General features: G+C 68.1%; 8 protein-coding genes and 2 tRNA genes. 4 read left to right on the plus strand and 6 right to left on the minus strand.

Annotated features, from left to right (window positions below; genetic code table 11):
* Positions 1-5: 5 nt before the first annotated feature.
* Positions 6-4,070, minus strand: coding sequence for a phosphoribosylformylglycinamidine synthase (purL, locus tag ACM6JT_RS02205; protein WP_175749955.1), 4,065 nt, complete (start codon positions 4,068-4,070; stop codon positions 6-8).
* Positions 4,071-4,398: 328 nt separating this feature from the next.
* On the opposite strand from purL, the gene ACM6JT_RS02210 reads away from it, so the two are divergent.
* The 3 genes from ACM6JT_RS02210 to pgi all read left to right on the plus strand — a co-directional run bounded on the left by ACM6JT_RS02210 (position 4,399) and on the right by pgi (position 9,031).
* Entirely contained in the window at positions 4,399-5,700 is a 1,302-nt protein-coding gene (locus ACM6JT_RS02210) for an FAD-dependent oxidoreductase (protein WP_414855913.1), read from the plus strand.
* A gap of 52 nt (positions 5,701-5,752) precedes the next feature.
* Positions 5,753-7,297, plus strand: coding sequence for an NAD(P)H-hydrate dehydratase (locus tag ACM6JT_RS02215; protein WP_414855914.1), 1,545 nt, complete (start codon positions 5,753-5,755; stop codon positions 7,295-7,297).
* A gap of 111 nt (positions 7,298-7,408) precedes the next feature.
* Complete coding sequence (pgi, locus tag ACM6JT_RS02220; protein WP_414855915.1) at positions 7,409-9,031, plus strand: glucose-6-phosphate isomerase; 1,623 nt, start codon at positions 7,409-7,411, stop codon at positions 9,029-9,031.
* A gap of 60 nt (positions 9,032-9,091) precedes the next feature.
* Here the strand turns inward: pgi and ACM6JT_RS02225 are convergent, their stop codons facing one another.
* Positions 9,092-9,805, minus strand: coding sequence for an ABC transporter ATP-binding protein (locus ACM6JT_RS02225; protein ID WP_414855916.1), 714 nt, complete (start codon positions 9,803-9,805; stop codon positions 9,092-9,094).
* Between ACM6JT_RS02225 and ACM6JT_RS02230 the strand changes: the two genes are divergently transcribed.
* Positions 9,804-10,481 (plus strand): arylesterase, encoded by a 678-nt coding sequence (locus ACM6JT_RS02230; RefSeq protein WP_414855917.1) that lies wholly within the window; start codon positions 9,804-9,806, stop codon positions 10,479-10,481. The genes ACM6JT_RS02225 and ACM6JT_RS02230 overlap by 2 nt on opposite strands.
* A 93-nt stretch (positions 10,482-10,574) precedes the next feature.
* Here ACM6JT_RS02230 and ACM6JT_RS02235 read toward each other — a convergent pair whose 3' ends face one another.
* From ACM6JT_RS02235 to lon, 4 genes are all read right to left on the minus strand, one after another.
* Positions 10,575-12,509, minus strand: coding sequence for a SurA N-terminal domain-containing protein (locus ACM6JT_RS02235; RefSeq protein WP_407970664.1), 1,935 nt, complete (start codon positions 12,507-12,509; stop codon positions 10,575-10,577).
* A 138-nt stretch (positions 12,510-12,647) separates the two neighbouring features.
* Positions 12,648-12,724: transfer RNA gene (locus tag ACM6JT_RS02240), tRNA-Asp, on the minus strand.
* A 23-nt stretch (positions 12,725-12,747) separates the two neighbouring features.
* Positions 12,748-12,823 (minus strand) — tRNA-Val (locus ACM6JT_RS02245).
* A 204-nt stretch (positions 12,824-13,027) separates the two neighbouring features.
* Positions 13,028-15,451, minus strand: coding sequence for an endopeptidase La (gene lon, locus ACM6JT_RS02250; RefSeq protein ID WP_034181191.1), 2,424 nt, complete (start codon positions 15,449-15,451; stop codon positions 13,028-13,030).
* Positions 15,452-15,614: the final 163 nt, after the last annotated feature.

Genomic DNA, 15,614 nt, shown 5'->3' on the forward strand with positions numbered 1-15,614 from the left:
CCGGATCAGCCGATCCAGCGGCGCGCGTTGCGGAACACACGCATCCACGGACTCGCTTCACCCCAGCCTTCCGGGTGCCAGCTCATCGCGACCGTGCGGTGCACGCGCTCCATGTGCGGCATCAGCACCGAGAAGCGGCCGTCGGCCGTCGTCACCGACGTGATGCCGGCCGGCGAGCCGTTCGGGTTGAACGGATAACGCTCGGTGGCTTCGCCGCGGTGGTCGACGTAACGCATCGCGACTGCAACGCGGTCGATGTCGCCCTGCTGCGAGAAGTCCGCATAACCTTCGCCGTGCGCGACCGCGACCGGAATCCGCGAGCCTTCCATCCCCGCGAAGAAGATCGACGGCGACTTCTCCACTTCGACGAACGAGAAGCGTGCCTCGAACTGCTCGGACTTGTTGCGCGTGAACTTCGGCCACGCTTCCGCGCCCGGGATCATCGACGCGAGGCTCGACAGCATCTGGCAGCCGTTGCAGATGCCGAGCGCGAACGTGTCCGGACGCGCGAAGAACGCCGAGAACATGTCGGCAAGGTTCGCGTTGAAACGGATCGTCTTCGCCCAGCCTTCGCCCGCACCGAGCACGTCGCCGTACGAGAAGCCGCCGCACGCGACCGCACCCGCGAAATCGGCCAGCGTCGCGCGGCCCGCGAGCAGGTCGCTCATGTGCACGTCGTGCGCGTCGAAGCCCGCGCGGTCGAACGCGTAGGCCGTTTCCAGATGCGAGTTCACGCCCTGCTCGCGCAGGATCGCGACGCGCGGCCGCGCGCCGGTCGCGATGAACGGCGCGGCGATGTCGTCGGCCGGATCGAAGCTCAGCACCGGCGAGATGCCCGGATCGGCCGCGTCGAGCAGCGCGTCGTATTCGGCATCCGCGCACGCGGGGTTGTCGCGCAGGCGCGCGATGCGCCAGCTCACTTCGCCCCATGCGCGATGGAGTTCGGTGCGCGGCGCGTCGAAGATCTTCTTCGCGTCGCGGTACACCTCGATCACGTCGCGGTCGTTGACCGAGCCGATCACGTGCGAGCACGTCGACAGGCCGAATTCGCGCAGCGCGCCGAGCACCGCGTCGCGGTCGGCCGTGCGCACCTGCACGACGGCACCGAGCTCCTCGGAGAACAGCGCGCGCAGCGTGCGATCGTCGCGGCGACCGCTCGTCTGCTTCGCCCAGTCCTTCGCGTCGCCGTAGTCGGATTCGTGATGCGGGTCGAGCGTCAGCATGTCGACGTTCAGCGACACGCCCGCGTGGCCCGCGAACGCCATTTCGCACACCGTCGCCCACAGGCCGCCGTCCGAGCGGTCGTGGTACGCGAGCAGCTTGCCCTGCGCATTGAGCGACTGGATCGCGTTGAAGAAGCGCTTCAGGTCTTCCGCATCGTCGACGTCCGGCGTCGTGTCGCCGACCTGCTGCGTGACCTGCGCGAAGATGCTGCCGCCCATCCGATTCTTGCCGCGGCCGAGATCGATCGCGATCAGCACGCTGTCGCCCGCGTCGGCGACGCGGCGCAGTTGCGGCGTCAGGTGGAGCCGCACGTCCTCGACCGGTGCGAACGCGGAGATGATCAGCGACACCGGCGAGACAACTTCCTTCGCGACGCCCTGCTCGTCCCACTTCGTCTTCATCGACAGCGAGTCCTTGCCGACCGGGATGCCGATCCCGAGCGCCGGGCACAGCTCCATGCCGATCGCCTTGACCGTGTCGAACAGCGCGGCGTCCTCGCCGGCCGTGCCGCACGCGGCCATCCAGTTCGCCGACAGCTTCAGCTTGTCGAGCGACGCGATCGGCGCGCTCGCGATGTTCGTGATCGCTTCGCCGACGGCCATGCGGCCCGATGCCGGCGCGTCGATCACCGCAAGCGGCGTGCGCTCGGCCATCGTCATCGCCTCGCCCTTGAAGCCCGCATAGTCGAGCGCGGTGACCGCGCAGTCGGCCACCGGCACCTGCCACGGGCCGACCATCTGGTCGCGCACCGACGTGCCGCCGACCGAACGGTCGCCGATCGTGATCAGGAACGACTTGCTGCCGACCGTCGGGTGCTTCAGCACGTCGACCGCGACTTCCGACAGCGCGATGCCCGTCACGTCGACCGGCGCGCGCTCGGTCGCAACGCGCGTGACGTCGCGGTGCATGCGCGGCGGCTTGCCGAGCAGCACTTCCATCGGCATGTCGACCGGATATTCGTCGGCACCCGTCGCTTCGGCGTCGACGAGCTGCAGCTGGCGCTCGTCGGTTGCAACGCCGACCACCGCGAACGGGCAGCGCTCACGCGCGCAGATCGCCTCGAAGCGCGGCAGGTCGGCCGGCGCGATCGCGAGCACGTAGCGCTCCTGCGCCTCGTTCGACCAGATCTCGCGCGGCGAAAGGCCCGATTCCTCGAGCGCAACCTTGCGCAGTTCGAAGCGCGCGCCCTTGCCCGCGCCGTCGACGATTTCGGGGAACGCGTTCGACAGGCCGCCCGCGCCGACGTCGTGGATGCTCAGGATCGGGTTTTCCGCGCCGAGCTGCCAGCAGCCGTTGATCACTTCCTGCGCGCGACGCTCGATTTCGGGGTTGCCGCGCTGCACCGAGTCGAAGTCGAGCTCGGCCGTGTTCGCGCCGGTCGCCATCGAGCTCGCCGCGCCGCCGCCCATGCCGATCCGCATGCCGGGGCCGCCGATCTGGATCAGCAGCGAGCCGGCCGGCACGTCGTGCTTGTGCGTATGTTGATCCGCGATGTTGCCGAGGCCGCCCGCGATCATGATCGGCTTGTGATAGCCGCGCACCAGGCCGCCGACGTTCTGCTCGTACACGCGGAAATAGCCGCCGAGGTTCGGGCGGCCGAATTCGTTGTTGAACGCGGCGCCGCCGAGCGGGCCGTCGATCATGATCTGCAGCGGCGACGCGATGCGGTCCGGGCGGCCGTACGGGCCGTGCGCATCGTTCGGGTTGCGCTCGCCGACCGGCTGCGCCGCATCGCGCGCGTTTTCCCACGACTGGCGTGCATCGGGCAGGTCGAGGTTCGACACGGTGAAGCCCGTGAGGCCGGCCTTCGGACGCGCGCCGCGGCCCGTCGCGCCTTCGTCGCGGATCTCGCCGCCTGCGCCGGTCGCCGCACCCGGGAACGGCGAGATCGCCGTCGGGTGGTTGTGCGTCTCGACCTTCATCAGCGTGTGCGTGAGCTCGGTGTGGCGACCATAACGCTCGCCCGGCTCGCCGGCCGCGCCCGCGTTGCGCGGGAACCAGCGCTCGGCCTCGGCGCCGACCATGATCGACGAGTTGTCCGAATACGCGACGATCGTGCCCTGCGGGTTCAGCTTCTCGGTGTTGCGGATCATCGCGAACAGCGACATGTCCTGCGCTTCGCCGTCGATCGTCCACTGCGCGTTGAAGATCTTGTGGCGGCAGTGCTCGCTGTTCGCCTGCGCGAACATCATCAGTTCGACGTCGGTCGGGTTGCGTTCGAGCTTGCGGAACGCATCGACCAGGTAGTCGATCTCGTCGTCGGCGAGCGCGAGGCCCAGCTCGACGTTCGCACGCTCGAGCGCGCCGCGGCCGACGCCCAGCACGTCGACGCTCGCGAGCGGCTTGGCCGGCAGTTCGTCGAACAGGTGCTTCGCGTCGTCGCGCGCGGCGACCACGCTTTCGGTCATCCGGTCATGCAGCGCAGCGGCGACGGCTGCACGCGCGTCGTCGGACAGCGCCTTCTTGCCGCCGAGCAGGCCCGACTTCAGCGTGACCGTGAATTCGACGCCGCGCTCGATGCGGCGCACCTGCGTGAGGCCGCAGTGCTGCGCGATGTCGGTCGCCTTGCTCGCCCACGGCGAGACCGTGCCGAAGCGCGGCAGCACGACGAAGGTCTCGGCCGCGCCCTTCTCGGCCGCCGGCTCGAACGGCGCGCCGTAGTGCATCAGCGCGTCGATGCGCGCGCTGTCGTCGGCCGACAGCGGCTCGGCCGCATTGACGAAGTGCAGGAACTGGCCGCGCACCGCGACGATGTTGGCGTCGATTTGCCTGAGCGTGTCGAGCAGACGGGTTTGACGGAAATCGGAGAGGGCCGAAGCGCCGGGAAAACACGAGAAGTGAGCCATGGGCTGGACTGACGTCGATGAGTCGCGCGAAGTGGCGACGTGGGGCGAAAGGAAGGCCGTAATTATACCCGGAAGTCGGTCGCCCCAAACCGGCCGATCGGCAGCCCGCATGCACCGCGACGGTGCCGCGTCACGCGCCGCGCACGGCCGCCCGCCGGGCCGGCCCGCCCGGGTGCGGCAGCCGGCGGCCGCCGCGCGGCCGTACGGCACCTGCTCGCGCGGCGCCGGTTCCCGCGATTTTGGCGCTATCATTCCGGGTTCACCGGGCCCGGGCCCTCAGCGAATCCTCACCGGGCGGCGTGCGCGCCGCCCGTCATCGAAGCAATCCATGGATGTCATCGTCATCGGCGGCGGAATCAGCGGCGTCGCCACCGCCTACCAGTTGCGCGCGGCCGGCCATCGCGTGTGCGTGGTGGAACGCCACGCGACCGTCGCGCAGGGCGCGACCTACGGCGACGGCGGCGCGCTGCTGCCGAGCCCGCTCGACGTCTGGTTCGGCCCGACCTTCATGCGCCAGCGCCAGCCGCGCGACAGCGGCATCGTCTACAAGCCGGGCTTCAACGGCGGCGTGCGCCGCTTCGTCAAGCAGCTCGGCGCGCTGCGCGAGCCCGATGCGTTCGCCGCGCAATACGCGCGGCTGCGCCCGCTGATCGACGCGTCACGCGACACGCTCGCCGACATCGAGGCGCGCCTCGAACTCGAATTCGAACAGAAGCCCGGCATCCTGCACGTCGTGCGCGATCCGCGCGACTGGGAAGCGATGCAGCCCGCGCTCGACCTGCTGCGCACGCTCGACCAGCCATACCGCATGCTGAGCGCCGACGAATGCGCGGCGCTCGAACCGTCGGTGCCGGCCGAGCCCGGCTTCGCCGGCGGCGTGCTGCTCGAGACCGAGCGCACCGGGAACTGCCCGCTGTTCGCGAAACTGGTCAAGCAGACGCTCGACGAGTACGGCGTGCAGTTCCGCTTCGGCGCGGACGTCGCCGCGATCCGCGTCGACACCGGCCGCACCGCGATCGAACTCGTACCGTCCGGCCACCGGAACGCGGCGAAGGCGCACGAGGTCGACGTGATCTCCGCCGACGCGATCGTGGTCGCTGCCGGCGCCGGCAGCCTGCCGCTGCTCGAACGGCTCGGCTGGCGCCTGCCGCTGCACCCGGTGCGGGTCCACACGCTCACCGCGCCGGTCGCGTACGAAGAGCACGCGCCGCACCTGAGCGTCGTCGATTCGATCAAGCGCATCTCGATCACGCGCACCCACCAGCGGCTGCGCATCGGCGGCGGCGCCGTGCTGCAGAGCCTGGCCGACACCGCAAAGCCGCTTGCCGAGCCGCTGTCCGAGGCTGCGCTCGCGCTGCTCGGCCAGGCCGTCCACGACTGGGTGCCCGGTGCCGCCAGGATCTCGGCCGCGCTGTCGTGGCAAGGCACGCAACTGCTGTCGCCGGACGGCCTGCCCGTCGTGGGTCCGACCCCGCATCCGCGCGTGTTCGTCAATTTCGGGCACGGCCCGACTGGCTGGGGCCTCGCATGCGGGTCTGCTAAAGTGGTGACCGACTATCTCGGCGGCAACGTGCAGCACTGGCCCGCCGACACGCTCGCCGCACTGCGCGCCGGGCGCTTCACGACCTGACCGCCGCGGGATCGCCCCGTGGCGGCACCTTGCCAGCCGCCATGATCCCGCGATGACCGCTACCCGCCCGCTTCCCGATTCCGATCCGATCGCACTGCTGCGCGTCGCCGACTTGCGCGCCGCCGAAGCCGACGCGACCGCGGCGCTGCCGCCGCACACGCTGATGGGCCGCGCGGGTGCCGCCGCCGCGCGCTGGCTGTCCGAGCGCGTCGCCGGCGATGACCGCCCCGTGTGGTTCGCGGTCGGCCCCGGCAACAACGGCGGCGACGCGCTGGTGGCCGCCGCGCAGCTCCAGCAGCTCGGCGTCGCGACGCAGGCGTGGATGCCGGTGCCGGTCAAGCCGGACGACGCGCAATGGGCGCTCGGCCTCGCGCGTGCGGCCGGCGTCCCGCTGTCGGCCACGCCACCCGCGTCGCTGGACGGTTACGCCTGGGTCGTCGACGGGCTGTTCGGCATCGGTCTCGGCCGCGCGCTCGACGGCGCATTCGCCGAACAGGCCGCGCGCATCGCCGCGCATGCACGCAGCGGCAGCCGCGTGCTCGCACTCGACGTGCCGAGCGGGCTCGACAGCGATACGGGCCGAATCGTCGGTGCGGGCGTCGCCGTCGCGGCCACGCATACGCTCACCTTCATCGGCGCGAAGCCAGGCCTCTACACGGGCGACGGCCGCGACCTCGCCGGCGAGATCGACGTCGCGTCGCTCGACGTCGCGCCGCCCGCCGCACCGGCCATCGTGCTGAACACGCCCGCGCGATTCGCCGCGGCGCTGCCTGCGCGCGCATTCGCGTCCCACAAGGGCACCTTCGGCAGCCTCGCGGTGCTCGGCGGCGACACCGGCATGTGCGGCGCGCCGATCCTGGCCGCGCGCGCCGCGCTGTTCGCGGGCGCCGGCAAGGTGCACGTCGGCTTCCTCGGCGCCGGCGCGCCGCCGTACGACCCGCCGTTCCCCGAACTGATGCTGCATCCGGCCGATAGCCTCGACCTCGGCGCGATGACCGCGATCGCGGCCGGCTGCGGCCTCGGCACGCGCGAAGCCGCGGCAACGCTCGTGCGCGACGTGCTCGCCCACGATGCCGCGACGCTGCTCGATGCGGACGCGCTGAACCTCGTCGCGACGCACGCGGACCTCGCGGCCGCCGTCGCCACGCGCGGCGCGCGCGGCAATCCCTGCGTGCTGACCCCGCACCCGCTCGAAGCCGCGCGGCTGCTCGGCAGCGACACGGCGACGGTGCAGTGCGACCGCGTCGCAGCCGCGCAGGCGCTCGCCGCGCGCCATGCAGCCATCGTCGTGCTGAAAGGCTCGGGCACGGTGATAGCGGCACCCGACGGCCGCGTGACGATCAACCCGACCGGCAACGCGGCGCTCGCCACCGGCGGCACCGGCGACGTGCTCGGCGGCCTGATCGGCGCGCTGCTCGCACAGCGCGTCACACCGTACGAAGCGGCGCTCGCGGGCGTCTACCTGCACGGCCTCGCGGCCGACACGCTGACTGCGCACGGCACCGGCCCGGCCGGGCTCACGGCCGGCGAACTCGCGCCGATGGTGCGCACGCTGATCAATCGCCTTTTTTATCCATCGCCGCGCGCCGACACGTAACGCCGCTATACTGACTGCCCCGCCGCACGGCGGGCCTTCTCGTCCGCCGGCCTGCCGATCCCGATGAGCCGGCGCGGCATTCCTCCCGATTCACGCTTCACTCGAACCGCCATGACGCTGAATTCGCTCCCCGCCTGGACTGCCCTTCAATCCCACTTCGAACAGATCCGCCACGCCCGGCTGCGCGACTGGTTCGCACCGGAAAACGACCGCGCGCCGACCCGCGCCGAACGCTTCACGATCCCGGGCGCCGGTCTCGCGGCCGATTTCTCGAAGAACCGCATCAACGACGAAACGCTGCGCCTGCTCGTGCAGCTCGCGCGCGACGCGGGCGTTGAAACGCGCCGCGACGCGATGTTCGCGGGCGAGATCGTCAACGCGACCGAAGGCCGCGCCGCGCTGCACACCGCGTTGCGCGCGACCGACCCGCAAGCGCCGTTCCACGCGCAGGTGAGCGCCGAGCGCGCGAAGATGGCGACCTTCGCGCGCGCCGTGCGCAGCGGCACGTGGACGGGCTACACGGGCAAGCGCATCCGCTACGTGATCAACATCGGCATCGGCGGCTCCGATCTCGGGCCGAAGATGGTCGTGCATGCGCTGCACCACGTCGCGACGCCCGACATCTCGACCCACTTCGTGTCGAACGTCGACGGCGCCGATCTCGCGCGCGTGCTCGAACAGGTCGATCCCGAGGAAACGCTCGCGATCATCGTGTCGAAGACCTTCACGACGCTCGAGACGATGACGAACGCACGCTCGCTGCGCGACTGGTTCGTCGCGCGCGGCTGCCCCGAGGACGCGCTCGCGAAGCACTTCGTCGGCGTGTCGGCGAACCCGGCCGAAGTCGTGAAGTTCGGCATCGCCGCGGACAACGTGTTCGAAATGTGGGACTGGGTCGGCGGCCGCTATTCGCTGTGGTCGGCGGTCGGCCTGTCGATCATGATCGCGATCGGCCCCGAGCAGTTCGACGAACTGCTGGCCGGCGCGGACGACATGGACCGCCATTTCCGCGAAGCGCCGCTCGAGCGCAACCTGCCGGTGCTGCTCGGCCTGATCGGCATCTGGTATCGGAATTTCTTCGGCTCGCAGAGTTATCTCGTCGCGCCGTATTCGGAAGCGCTGCACTACCTGCCGTCGTACCTGCAGCAACTCGAAATGGAGAGCAACGGCAAATCCGCGCGCCTGGACGGCACCTTCGTCGACTACCCGACGTCGGCCGTCACGTGGGGCGAGCCGGGCACCAACGGCCAGCACGCGTTCTTCCAGATGCTGCACCAGGGGCCGACGATCGTGCCGATCGACTTCATCGCGGTGCTGACGCCCGAGCATCCGCTCGCGAGCCATCATCCGAAGCTGCTCGCGAACTGCTTCGCGCAGAGCGAGGCACTGATGCTCGGCCGCACGCTCGATGAAGCGCGCAAGGTCGCCGGGCCGGGCAAGGAGGCGCTCGCGCCGCACCTGACGTTCCCGGGCAACCGCCCGACGACGACGCTGCTCGTCGATGCGCTGACGCCGCGCACGCTCGGCGCGCTGATCGCGCTTTACGAGCACAAGGTGCTCGTGCAGGCGACGGTGTGGGACATCAATCCGTTCGACCAGTGGGGCGTCGAGCTCGGCAAGATTCTCGGCAAGGTCGTGGAAGCCGACCTGTCGGCCGAGTCGGTCGATCCCGCGAAGCACGACTCGTCGACCACGGCGCTGATCGAACGCGCCCGCACGGCGCTCAAGCGCTGACGCGACCGCGTCATGCGCACGCCGGCCGCGCATTGCAACCCGCGCGGCTGGCAGGAAAATTCAGGCGCCGCGCTGCACTGCGTGCGGCTCGACGATGTGCCCGGCGTCGAGCGTCACCGTCGTCGCACAGCGGCGCGCAAGTTCGGCATCGTGCGTGACGAGCACGAGCGTTGCGCCGTGCGTGCGGTTCAGTTCGAACATCAGGTCGATGACCGCGTGCCCCGTCGCCGCGTCGAGGCTGCCGGTCGGCTCGTCGGCAAACAGGATCGCCGGGCGCGTGACGAACGCACGCGCGAGCGCGACGCGCTGCTGCTCGCCGCCCGACAGCAGTTTCGGATAATGCGCGGTGCGTTCGCCCAGACCGACCTGCACGAGCAGCGCCCGTGCGCGATCGGCCGCCTCGCGCGCACTGATGCCGCCCCGCAGTTCGAGCGGCAGCATCACGTTCTCGAGCGCCGTCAGGTGCGGCATCAACTGGAACGACTGGAACACGAACCCGACGGCACCGTTGCGCAGCGCGGCGCGCTCGTCCTCGTCGAGCTGGTCGAGCGCGCGGCCGAGCAGGCGAACCGTGCCGCTCGTCGCGCTGTCCAACCCTGCAAGCAGGCCGAGCAGCGTCGACTTGCCCGACCCCGACGCGCCGACGATCGCGAGGCTGCTGCCCGGCCGCACGGCAAGCGTGATGCCGTCGAGGATCGTCAGCTCGCCCGTTGCGTCGGCGACCCGCTTGCACACGTCATGGACTTCGATGATCGGATCGGTAATCTTGAACATGGACACGACATTTCGCTGGAAAAGACGCGCGGCGCTCGCCGCGCTGCTGGGCACCCTGCTGACCGCAACCGCGCCCGCACGCGCCGCGACGGCGCCGGCCCCGGCATCCGGCCAGCCGCCGGTGATCGTCGTGCTCGGCGACAGCCTGTCGGCCGAATACGGGCTGCCGCGCGACACGGGCTGGGTTGCATTGCTGCGGCAGCGGCTCACGAACGAGCGAATCGATTATAGCGTCGCGAACGCCAGCGTCAGCGGCGACACCACGAGCGGCGGCCGCGCGCGGCTGCCTGCGGTGCTGCAGCGGCTCAAGCCTTCGATCGTCGTCGTCGAGCTCGGTTCGAACGATGCGCTGCGCGGCGTGCCGCTCGCGACGACCGAGCAGAACCTGCGCGACATCATCGCCGGCGCACGGCGCGCGCAGGCGAAAGTCGTGCTGGTCGGCATGTACGTGCCGCCCAATTACGGCCCCGACTACACGCAGAAGTTCCATGCCGTCTATACGCGGCTGTCGAAGGATCTCGGCGTGCCGCTCGTGCCGTTCCTGCTGGCCGGCATCGAGAACAAGCCCGAGATGTTCCAGGCTGACCAGATGCATCCCGCGCGGCAGGCGCAGGGCATTCTGCTCGACAACGTGTGGCCGGCACTGAAGCCGCTGCTCGGCAAGCCGCGCGGCTGACGACGTACCGCCCCGCCGGAAAACAAAAAGCCCCGCTCGAAGCGGGGCTTTTTGTTGTTTTTGTTGTTTTTATTGTTGCGTGCGAAACGATGCTCAGTTGTCGCCGTCCTGCGACTGGCTGGTCGTCGTCCCGTACAGCTTCACCTTCGAGCGATCGCGCAGCGCGGCGAGATACGCTTCGCCTTCGCTTTGCGCGTCGACCTGCGCCATCTGCTGCTGCGCGGCCGCCAGTTGCTGCGGATCGACGGCCGTACCCGGGATCACCGCGTTCACGCGGTAGATCGCGTAGCCGTCCGCGCCGAGATCGACGCCGACGTAAGCCGGCAGCGTCTTCGCATCGACCTTGTAGACGGCGCTCAGCGCGGCCGGCGTCAGGCCCTGCGATTGCGTGCGCGACACCTTCTGCGCTGCCGCGAACCCGTCGGTCGACTTCGACTTCTGCAGCTCGGCGAGCTTCGCTGCACCGTCCTTCTGCGCGAGTGCCGCGGCCTGCTCGGCGACGACCTTCTGGCGCACGACGTCCTTGATCGCATCGAGTGCAGGCACGGCAGCCGGCTTGTAGTCGGTCACGCGCGCCGAGATCAGCGTGTTGTTGCCGACGTCGATCGCCTGCGTGTTGTTCTGGTTCTTCACCGAGTCGTTCGCGAACACGGCGGCCAGGAACTTCGGATTGTTCAGCGGGCTCGTCGGCGGCAGCTGCGGATTCGGCGTCGGCGTGACGGTGGCCGTCTGGATCGTCAGCTTGTACTTGTCCGCGGCCGGCTGCAGCGTCTTCGCCTTTTCATAGACGGTCGACGTGAAACCTTCCGCGTTGTCCGTGAACGCCTTCGATGCGTACTGCTGCTTCAGGTCCACCGCGATCCGGTCCTTCACTTCCGCGAACGGCTTGACGGCCGCCGGCTTCACTTCGGTCGCCTTCAGCACGTGGAAGCCGAGATCCGACTGCACGACACCGCTCACGTCGCCCTGCTTGAGCGCGAACGCGGCATCGTCGAACGCCTTGCCGCCCGCCGTCGAGCCGCGCGTGATGAAGCCGAGGTCGCCGCCCTTCGCGGCCGACGGCGCGTCCTGCGAGCTCTTCTGCGCGATCTGCGCGAACTGGTCTGGATGCGCCTTCACGTCGGCGAGCAGTTGCTCGGCCTTCGCCTTCGCTGCGGCCTTGTCGGCCGCGCTTGCGCTGCTCGCCGCGGCGATGAAGATGTGGCTCACGCGAACCTGCGCTTCGGTGCGGAAGTGCGTCGGGTTGTCGTCGTAGAACTTCTTGATGTCGGCATCGGTCGGCTGCGCGCTTGCAGCGGCCGCGGCCGGCGAATAGACGAGGTACTGGATCGTTGCGGTCTCGGGCGTCGCGAAGCCTTGCTTGTGCGCGTCGTAGTACGCGGCGAGCTGCGCGTCGGTCGGCTGGACCTTCGATGCGTAGTCGCTCGTCTTCAGCACGAGCGCCTGCACGTCGCGCTGCTGCGCGGCGAGTTCGGACAGGCGTTGCGCGAGGCTCTTCGGCGTGAACGCGCTCGACACGATGCTGGCCGGAATCTGCTGCAGCGCGAGGCTGTAGCGCACGCGCTCCTGATACTGCTCGGGCGTCATCCCCTGGAACGACAGCAGTTGCGCGTAACGCTCGACGTCGATCGAACCGTCGGGCTTCTTCAGCGACGCGATCATCGGGTCGCTCATCAGCGCATCACGCACCGCATTGTCGGACGCGGTCAGGTGCAGGCGTTGCGTTTCATCGGCCAGCACGCGCTGCTGGATCAGGCCGTCGAGCACCTGCTTGCGATGCTCGGGCGTATCGAACATCTTGATGTCGAACTGCCCGCCGAGCGCCTGACGCGCCTGGTCGATCTGCTGGCGGAACGCGCCGTCGAATTCGACCCGCGTGATCTTGTGCCCGTTGACCGCCGCGGCGTTCGCACTGTCGTCGAAGAAGCCGCGGAAGCCTTGGATCCCGACAAAACCCAGCCCCGGCAACACGATCAGGAGCAGGAGCGCCATCATCAGGCGCTGGTGATTACGGAAGAAATCGAGCATGCGTGACGGGAAAATTGGACAAAACGACCGATATTACAACATACGGGGTGGGACGGGAGAAAAGCGGACGTGCAGCAAGCGGGCGCAACGGACAGCACAAACGAAAATGCCCGCACAAGGCGGGCACTTTCGTTTGTTTGGCGGAGCGGACGGGACTCGAACCCGCGACCCCCGGCGTGACAGGCCGGTATTCTAACCGACTGAACTACCGCTCCTTGGTCTGGCTGAATCAGAAAACTGGTGGGTGCTGAGGGGTTCGAACCCCCGACCTACGCCTTGTAAGGGCGCCGCTCTACCAGCTGAGCTAAGCACCCGTTCCCGATTCGTTCTGGCTGCGATCTGCGTTTCCGCATCAACAACCAGCGAGCCCGCAAGTTTAATTCATCCCCGATCATTTTGCCAAGCCCGGACGCGAATTTTTTTGCTGCGCCCGCTCGCGATTCCGCCATGCATAAAAAAACCCGCGGACACGCCGCGGGTTTCGTGAACAACCGTCAGCAAGGACGGCGTTCAGGGTCTCAGTGCTTGACGACTTCCGTCGAGCCGGCATCCTTCGCCGCCTCGCCGACCGGCGCTGCTGCCTTCGCTTCTTCTTCCGGCGGCAGCGGAGTCGGCGAACGCTCGAGCGCGAGCTCCAGCACCTTGTCGATCCAGCGGACCGGCACGATCTCGATCGCGTTCTTCACGTTGTCCGGAATGTCCGCGAGATCCTTCACGTTCTCTTCCGGGATCAGCACGAGCTTGATGCCGCCGCGATGCGCGGCCAGCAGCTTCTCCTTCAGCCCGCCGATCGGCAGCACTTCGCCACGCAACGTGATTTCGCCCGTCATCGCGACATCGGCACGCACGGGGATACCCGTCAGCACCGACACCAGCGCGGTCGTCATCGCACCGCCGGCGGACGGACCGTCCTTCGGCGTCGCGCCTTCCGGCACGTGGATGTGGATGTCCTGCTTCTCGAACGCTTCGTCCTTGATGCCCAGACGGCGCGAACGCGAGCGCACGACCGAACGCGCAGCCTCGACCGACTCCTTCATCACGTCGCCGAGCGAACCCGTGCGGATCACGTTGCCCTTGCCCGGCATCACCGCGGCTTCGATCGTCAGCAGGTCGCCGCCGACTTCCGTCCACGCGAGGCCCGTCACCTGACCGACCTGGTTTTCCTTCGCCGCGAGGCCGAAGTCGTACTTGCGCACGCCGAGGAACGTATCGAGGTTCTCGCCATCGACCTTGATCGCGCCCGATGCCTTCTTCAGCAGCAGCATCTTCACGACCTTGCGGCAGATCTTCGACACTTCCCGCTCGAGCGAGCGCACACCGGCTTCGCGCGTGTAGTAGCGGATGATGTCGCGGATCGCCTGTTCGGTGACGTCGATCTCGCCTTCCTTCAGCCCGTTGTTCTTCTTCTGCTTCGGCAGCAGGTAACGCTGCGCGATGCTGACCTTCTCGTCTTCCGTGTAGCCCGACAGACGGATCACTTCCATCCGGTCGAGCAGCGGCGGCGGGATGTTCAGCGAGTTCGACGTCGCGACGAACATCACGTCCGACAGGTCGAAGTCGACCTCGATGTAGTGGTCGGCGAACGTATGGTTCTGTTCGGGATCGAGCACTTCGAGCAGCGCCGACGACGGATCGCCGCGGAAATCCATGCCCATCTTGTCGACTTCGTCGAGCAGGAAGAGCGGATTGCGCACGCCGACCTTCGTCAGGCTCTGCAGGATCTTGCCCGGCATCGAACCGATATACGTACGGCGATGGCCGCGGATCTCGGCTTCGTCACGCACGCCGCCGAGCGCCATCCGGACGAACTTGCGGTTCGTCGCACGGGCGATCGACTGGCCGAGCGAGGTCTTGCCGACACCCGGAGGCCCGACGAGGCACAGGATCGGCGCCTTGACCTTGTCGACGCGCTGTTGCACCGCGAGATACTCGAGAATGCGTTCCTTGACCTTCTCGAGGCCGAAGTGATCCTCGTCGAGCACCTGCTCGGCGTTCGACAGGTCGTTGTTGACCTTGCTCTTCTTGCGCCACGGCAGGCCGATCAGCGTGTCGATATAGTTGCGCACGACGGTCGCTTCCGCCGACATCGGCGACATCAGCTTCAGCTTCTTCAGCTCTGCATCGGCCTTCTTCTTGGCTTCCTTCGGCATGCGCGCGGCGTTGATGCGCTTCTCGAGTTCCTCGAGATCGGCACCCTCTTCGCCTTCGCCCAGTTCCTTCTGGATCGCCTTGACCTGCTCGTTCAGGTAGTACTCGCGCTGGCTCTTTTCCATCTGGCGCTTCACGCGCCCGCGGATGCGCTTTTCGACCTGCAGGATGTCGATCTCGGCTTCGAGCTGCGCGAGCAGGTGCTCGAGGCGCTCGATGACCGGGAACATCTCGAGGATGTGCTGCTTCTGGTCGAGCTTCAGCGGCAGGCGCTCGGCGATCATGTCGGCGAGGCGGCCTGCTTCGTCGATGCCCGACAACGACGTGAGGATCTCCGGCGGGATCTTCTTGTTCAGCTTCACGTACTGGTCGAACTGCGACACGATCGCGCGGCGCAGCGCTTCCGTTTCGGCGCTGTCGGCATGATCGGGCTCGAGCGGCATCACGTCGCAGGAGAACTGCGTCTCCTGTTCTTCGATCGACAGTGCCTTCGCACGCTGCAGGCCTTCGACGAGCACCTTCACGGTGCCGTCCGGCAGCTTCAGCATCTGCAGGATGTTGGCGATGCAACCGACCTCGTACATGTCCTTTTCGGTCGGTTCGTCCTTGGCCGCGGTTTTCTGGGCGACGAGCATGATGTGCTTGCCGCCTTCCATCGCTGCTTCGAGGGCCTTGATCGATTTCGGCCGGCCCACGAAGAGCGGAATCACCATGTGCGGGAAAACGACGACATCCCGCAGCGGCAGCAGCGGGAGCGTGATGCGTTCCGGCGGGAGAAGTTGGGTGCCTGACATTTCATTTCCCCATGAGTGGAATCAATTGTTCGGTAATTGAGGCCGCCACAACGAATTGCAAGCCTTCAAGTGCGGGAAATATTCGGTAAGAAAGTAACCACCGCGTGTCGAGTCAGAGTTACCCACAAGATAAACGAAAAAAAGCCGCCCACGGTCTCATGAA

This window comes from Burkholderia sp. IT-111MI5, from assembly GCF_949752865.1.
Classification (GTDB): Bacteria; Pseudomonadota; Gammaproteobacteria; order Burkholderiales; family Burkholderiaceae; genus Burkholderia; species Burkholderia pyrrocinia_C.

What these genes read in the sequence shown, in the direction of transcription:
- purL (WP_175749955.1), bottom strand. Translation starts at nt 4,070, where the DNA reads ATGGCTCACTTCTCGTGTTTTCCCGGCGCTTCGGCCCTCTCCGATTTC.
- ACM6JT_RS02210 (WP_414855913.1), top strand. Translation starts at nt 4,399, where the DNA reads ATGGATGTCATCGTCATCGGCGGCGGAATCAGCGGCGTCGCCACCGCC.
- ACM6JT_RS02215 (WP_414855914.1), top strand. Translation starts at nt 5,753, where the DNA reads ATGACCGCTACCCGCCCGCTTCCCGATTCCGATCCGATCGCACTGCTG.
- pgi (WP_414855915.1), top strand. Translation starts at nt 7,409, where the DNA reads ATGACGCTGAATTCGCTCCCCGCCTGGACTGCCCTTCAATCCCACTTC.
- ACM6JT_RS02230 (WP_414855917.1), top strand. Translation starts at nt 9,804, where the DNA reads ATGGACACGACATTTCGCTGGAAAAGACGCGCGGCGCTCGCCGCGCTG.
- ACM6JT_RS02225 (WP_414855916.1), bottom strand. Translation starts at nt 9,805, where the DNA reads ATGTTCAAGATTACCGATCCGATCATCGAAGTCCATGACGTGTGCAAG.
- ACM6JT_RS02235 (WP_407970664.1), bottom strand. Translation starts at nt 12,509, where the DNA reads ATGCTCGATTTCTTCCGTAATCACCAGCGCCTGATGATGGCGCTCCTG.
- lon (WP_034181191.1), bottom strand. Translation starts at nt 15,451, where the DNA reads ATGTCAGGCACCCAACTTCTCCCGCCGGAACGCATCACGCTCCCGCTG.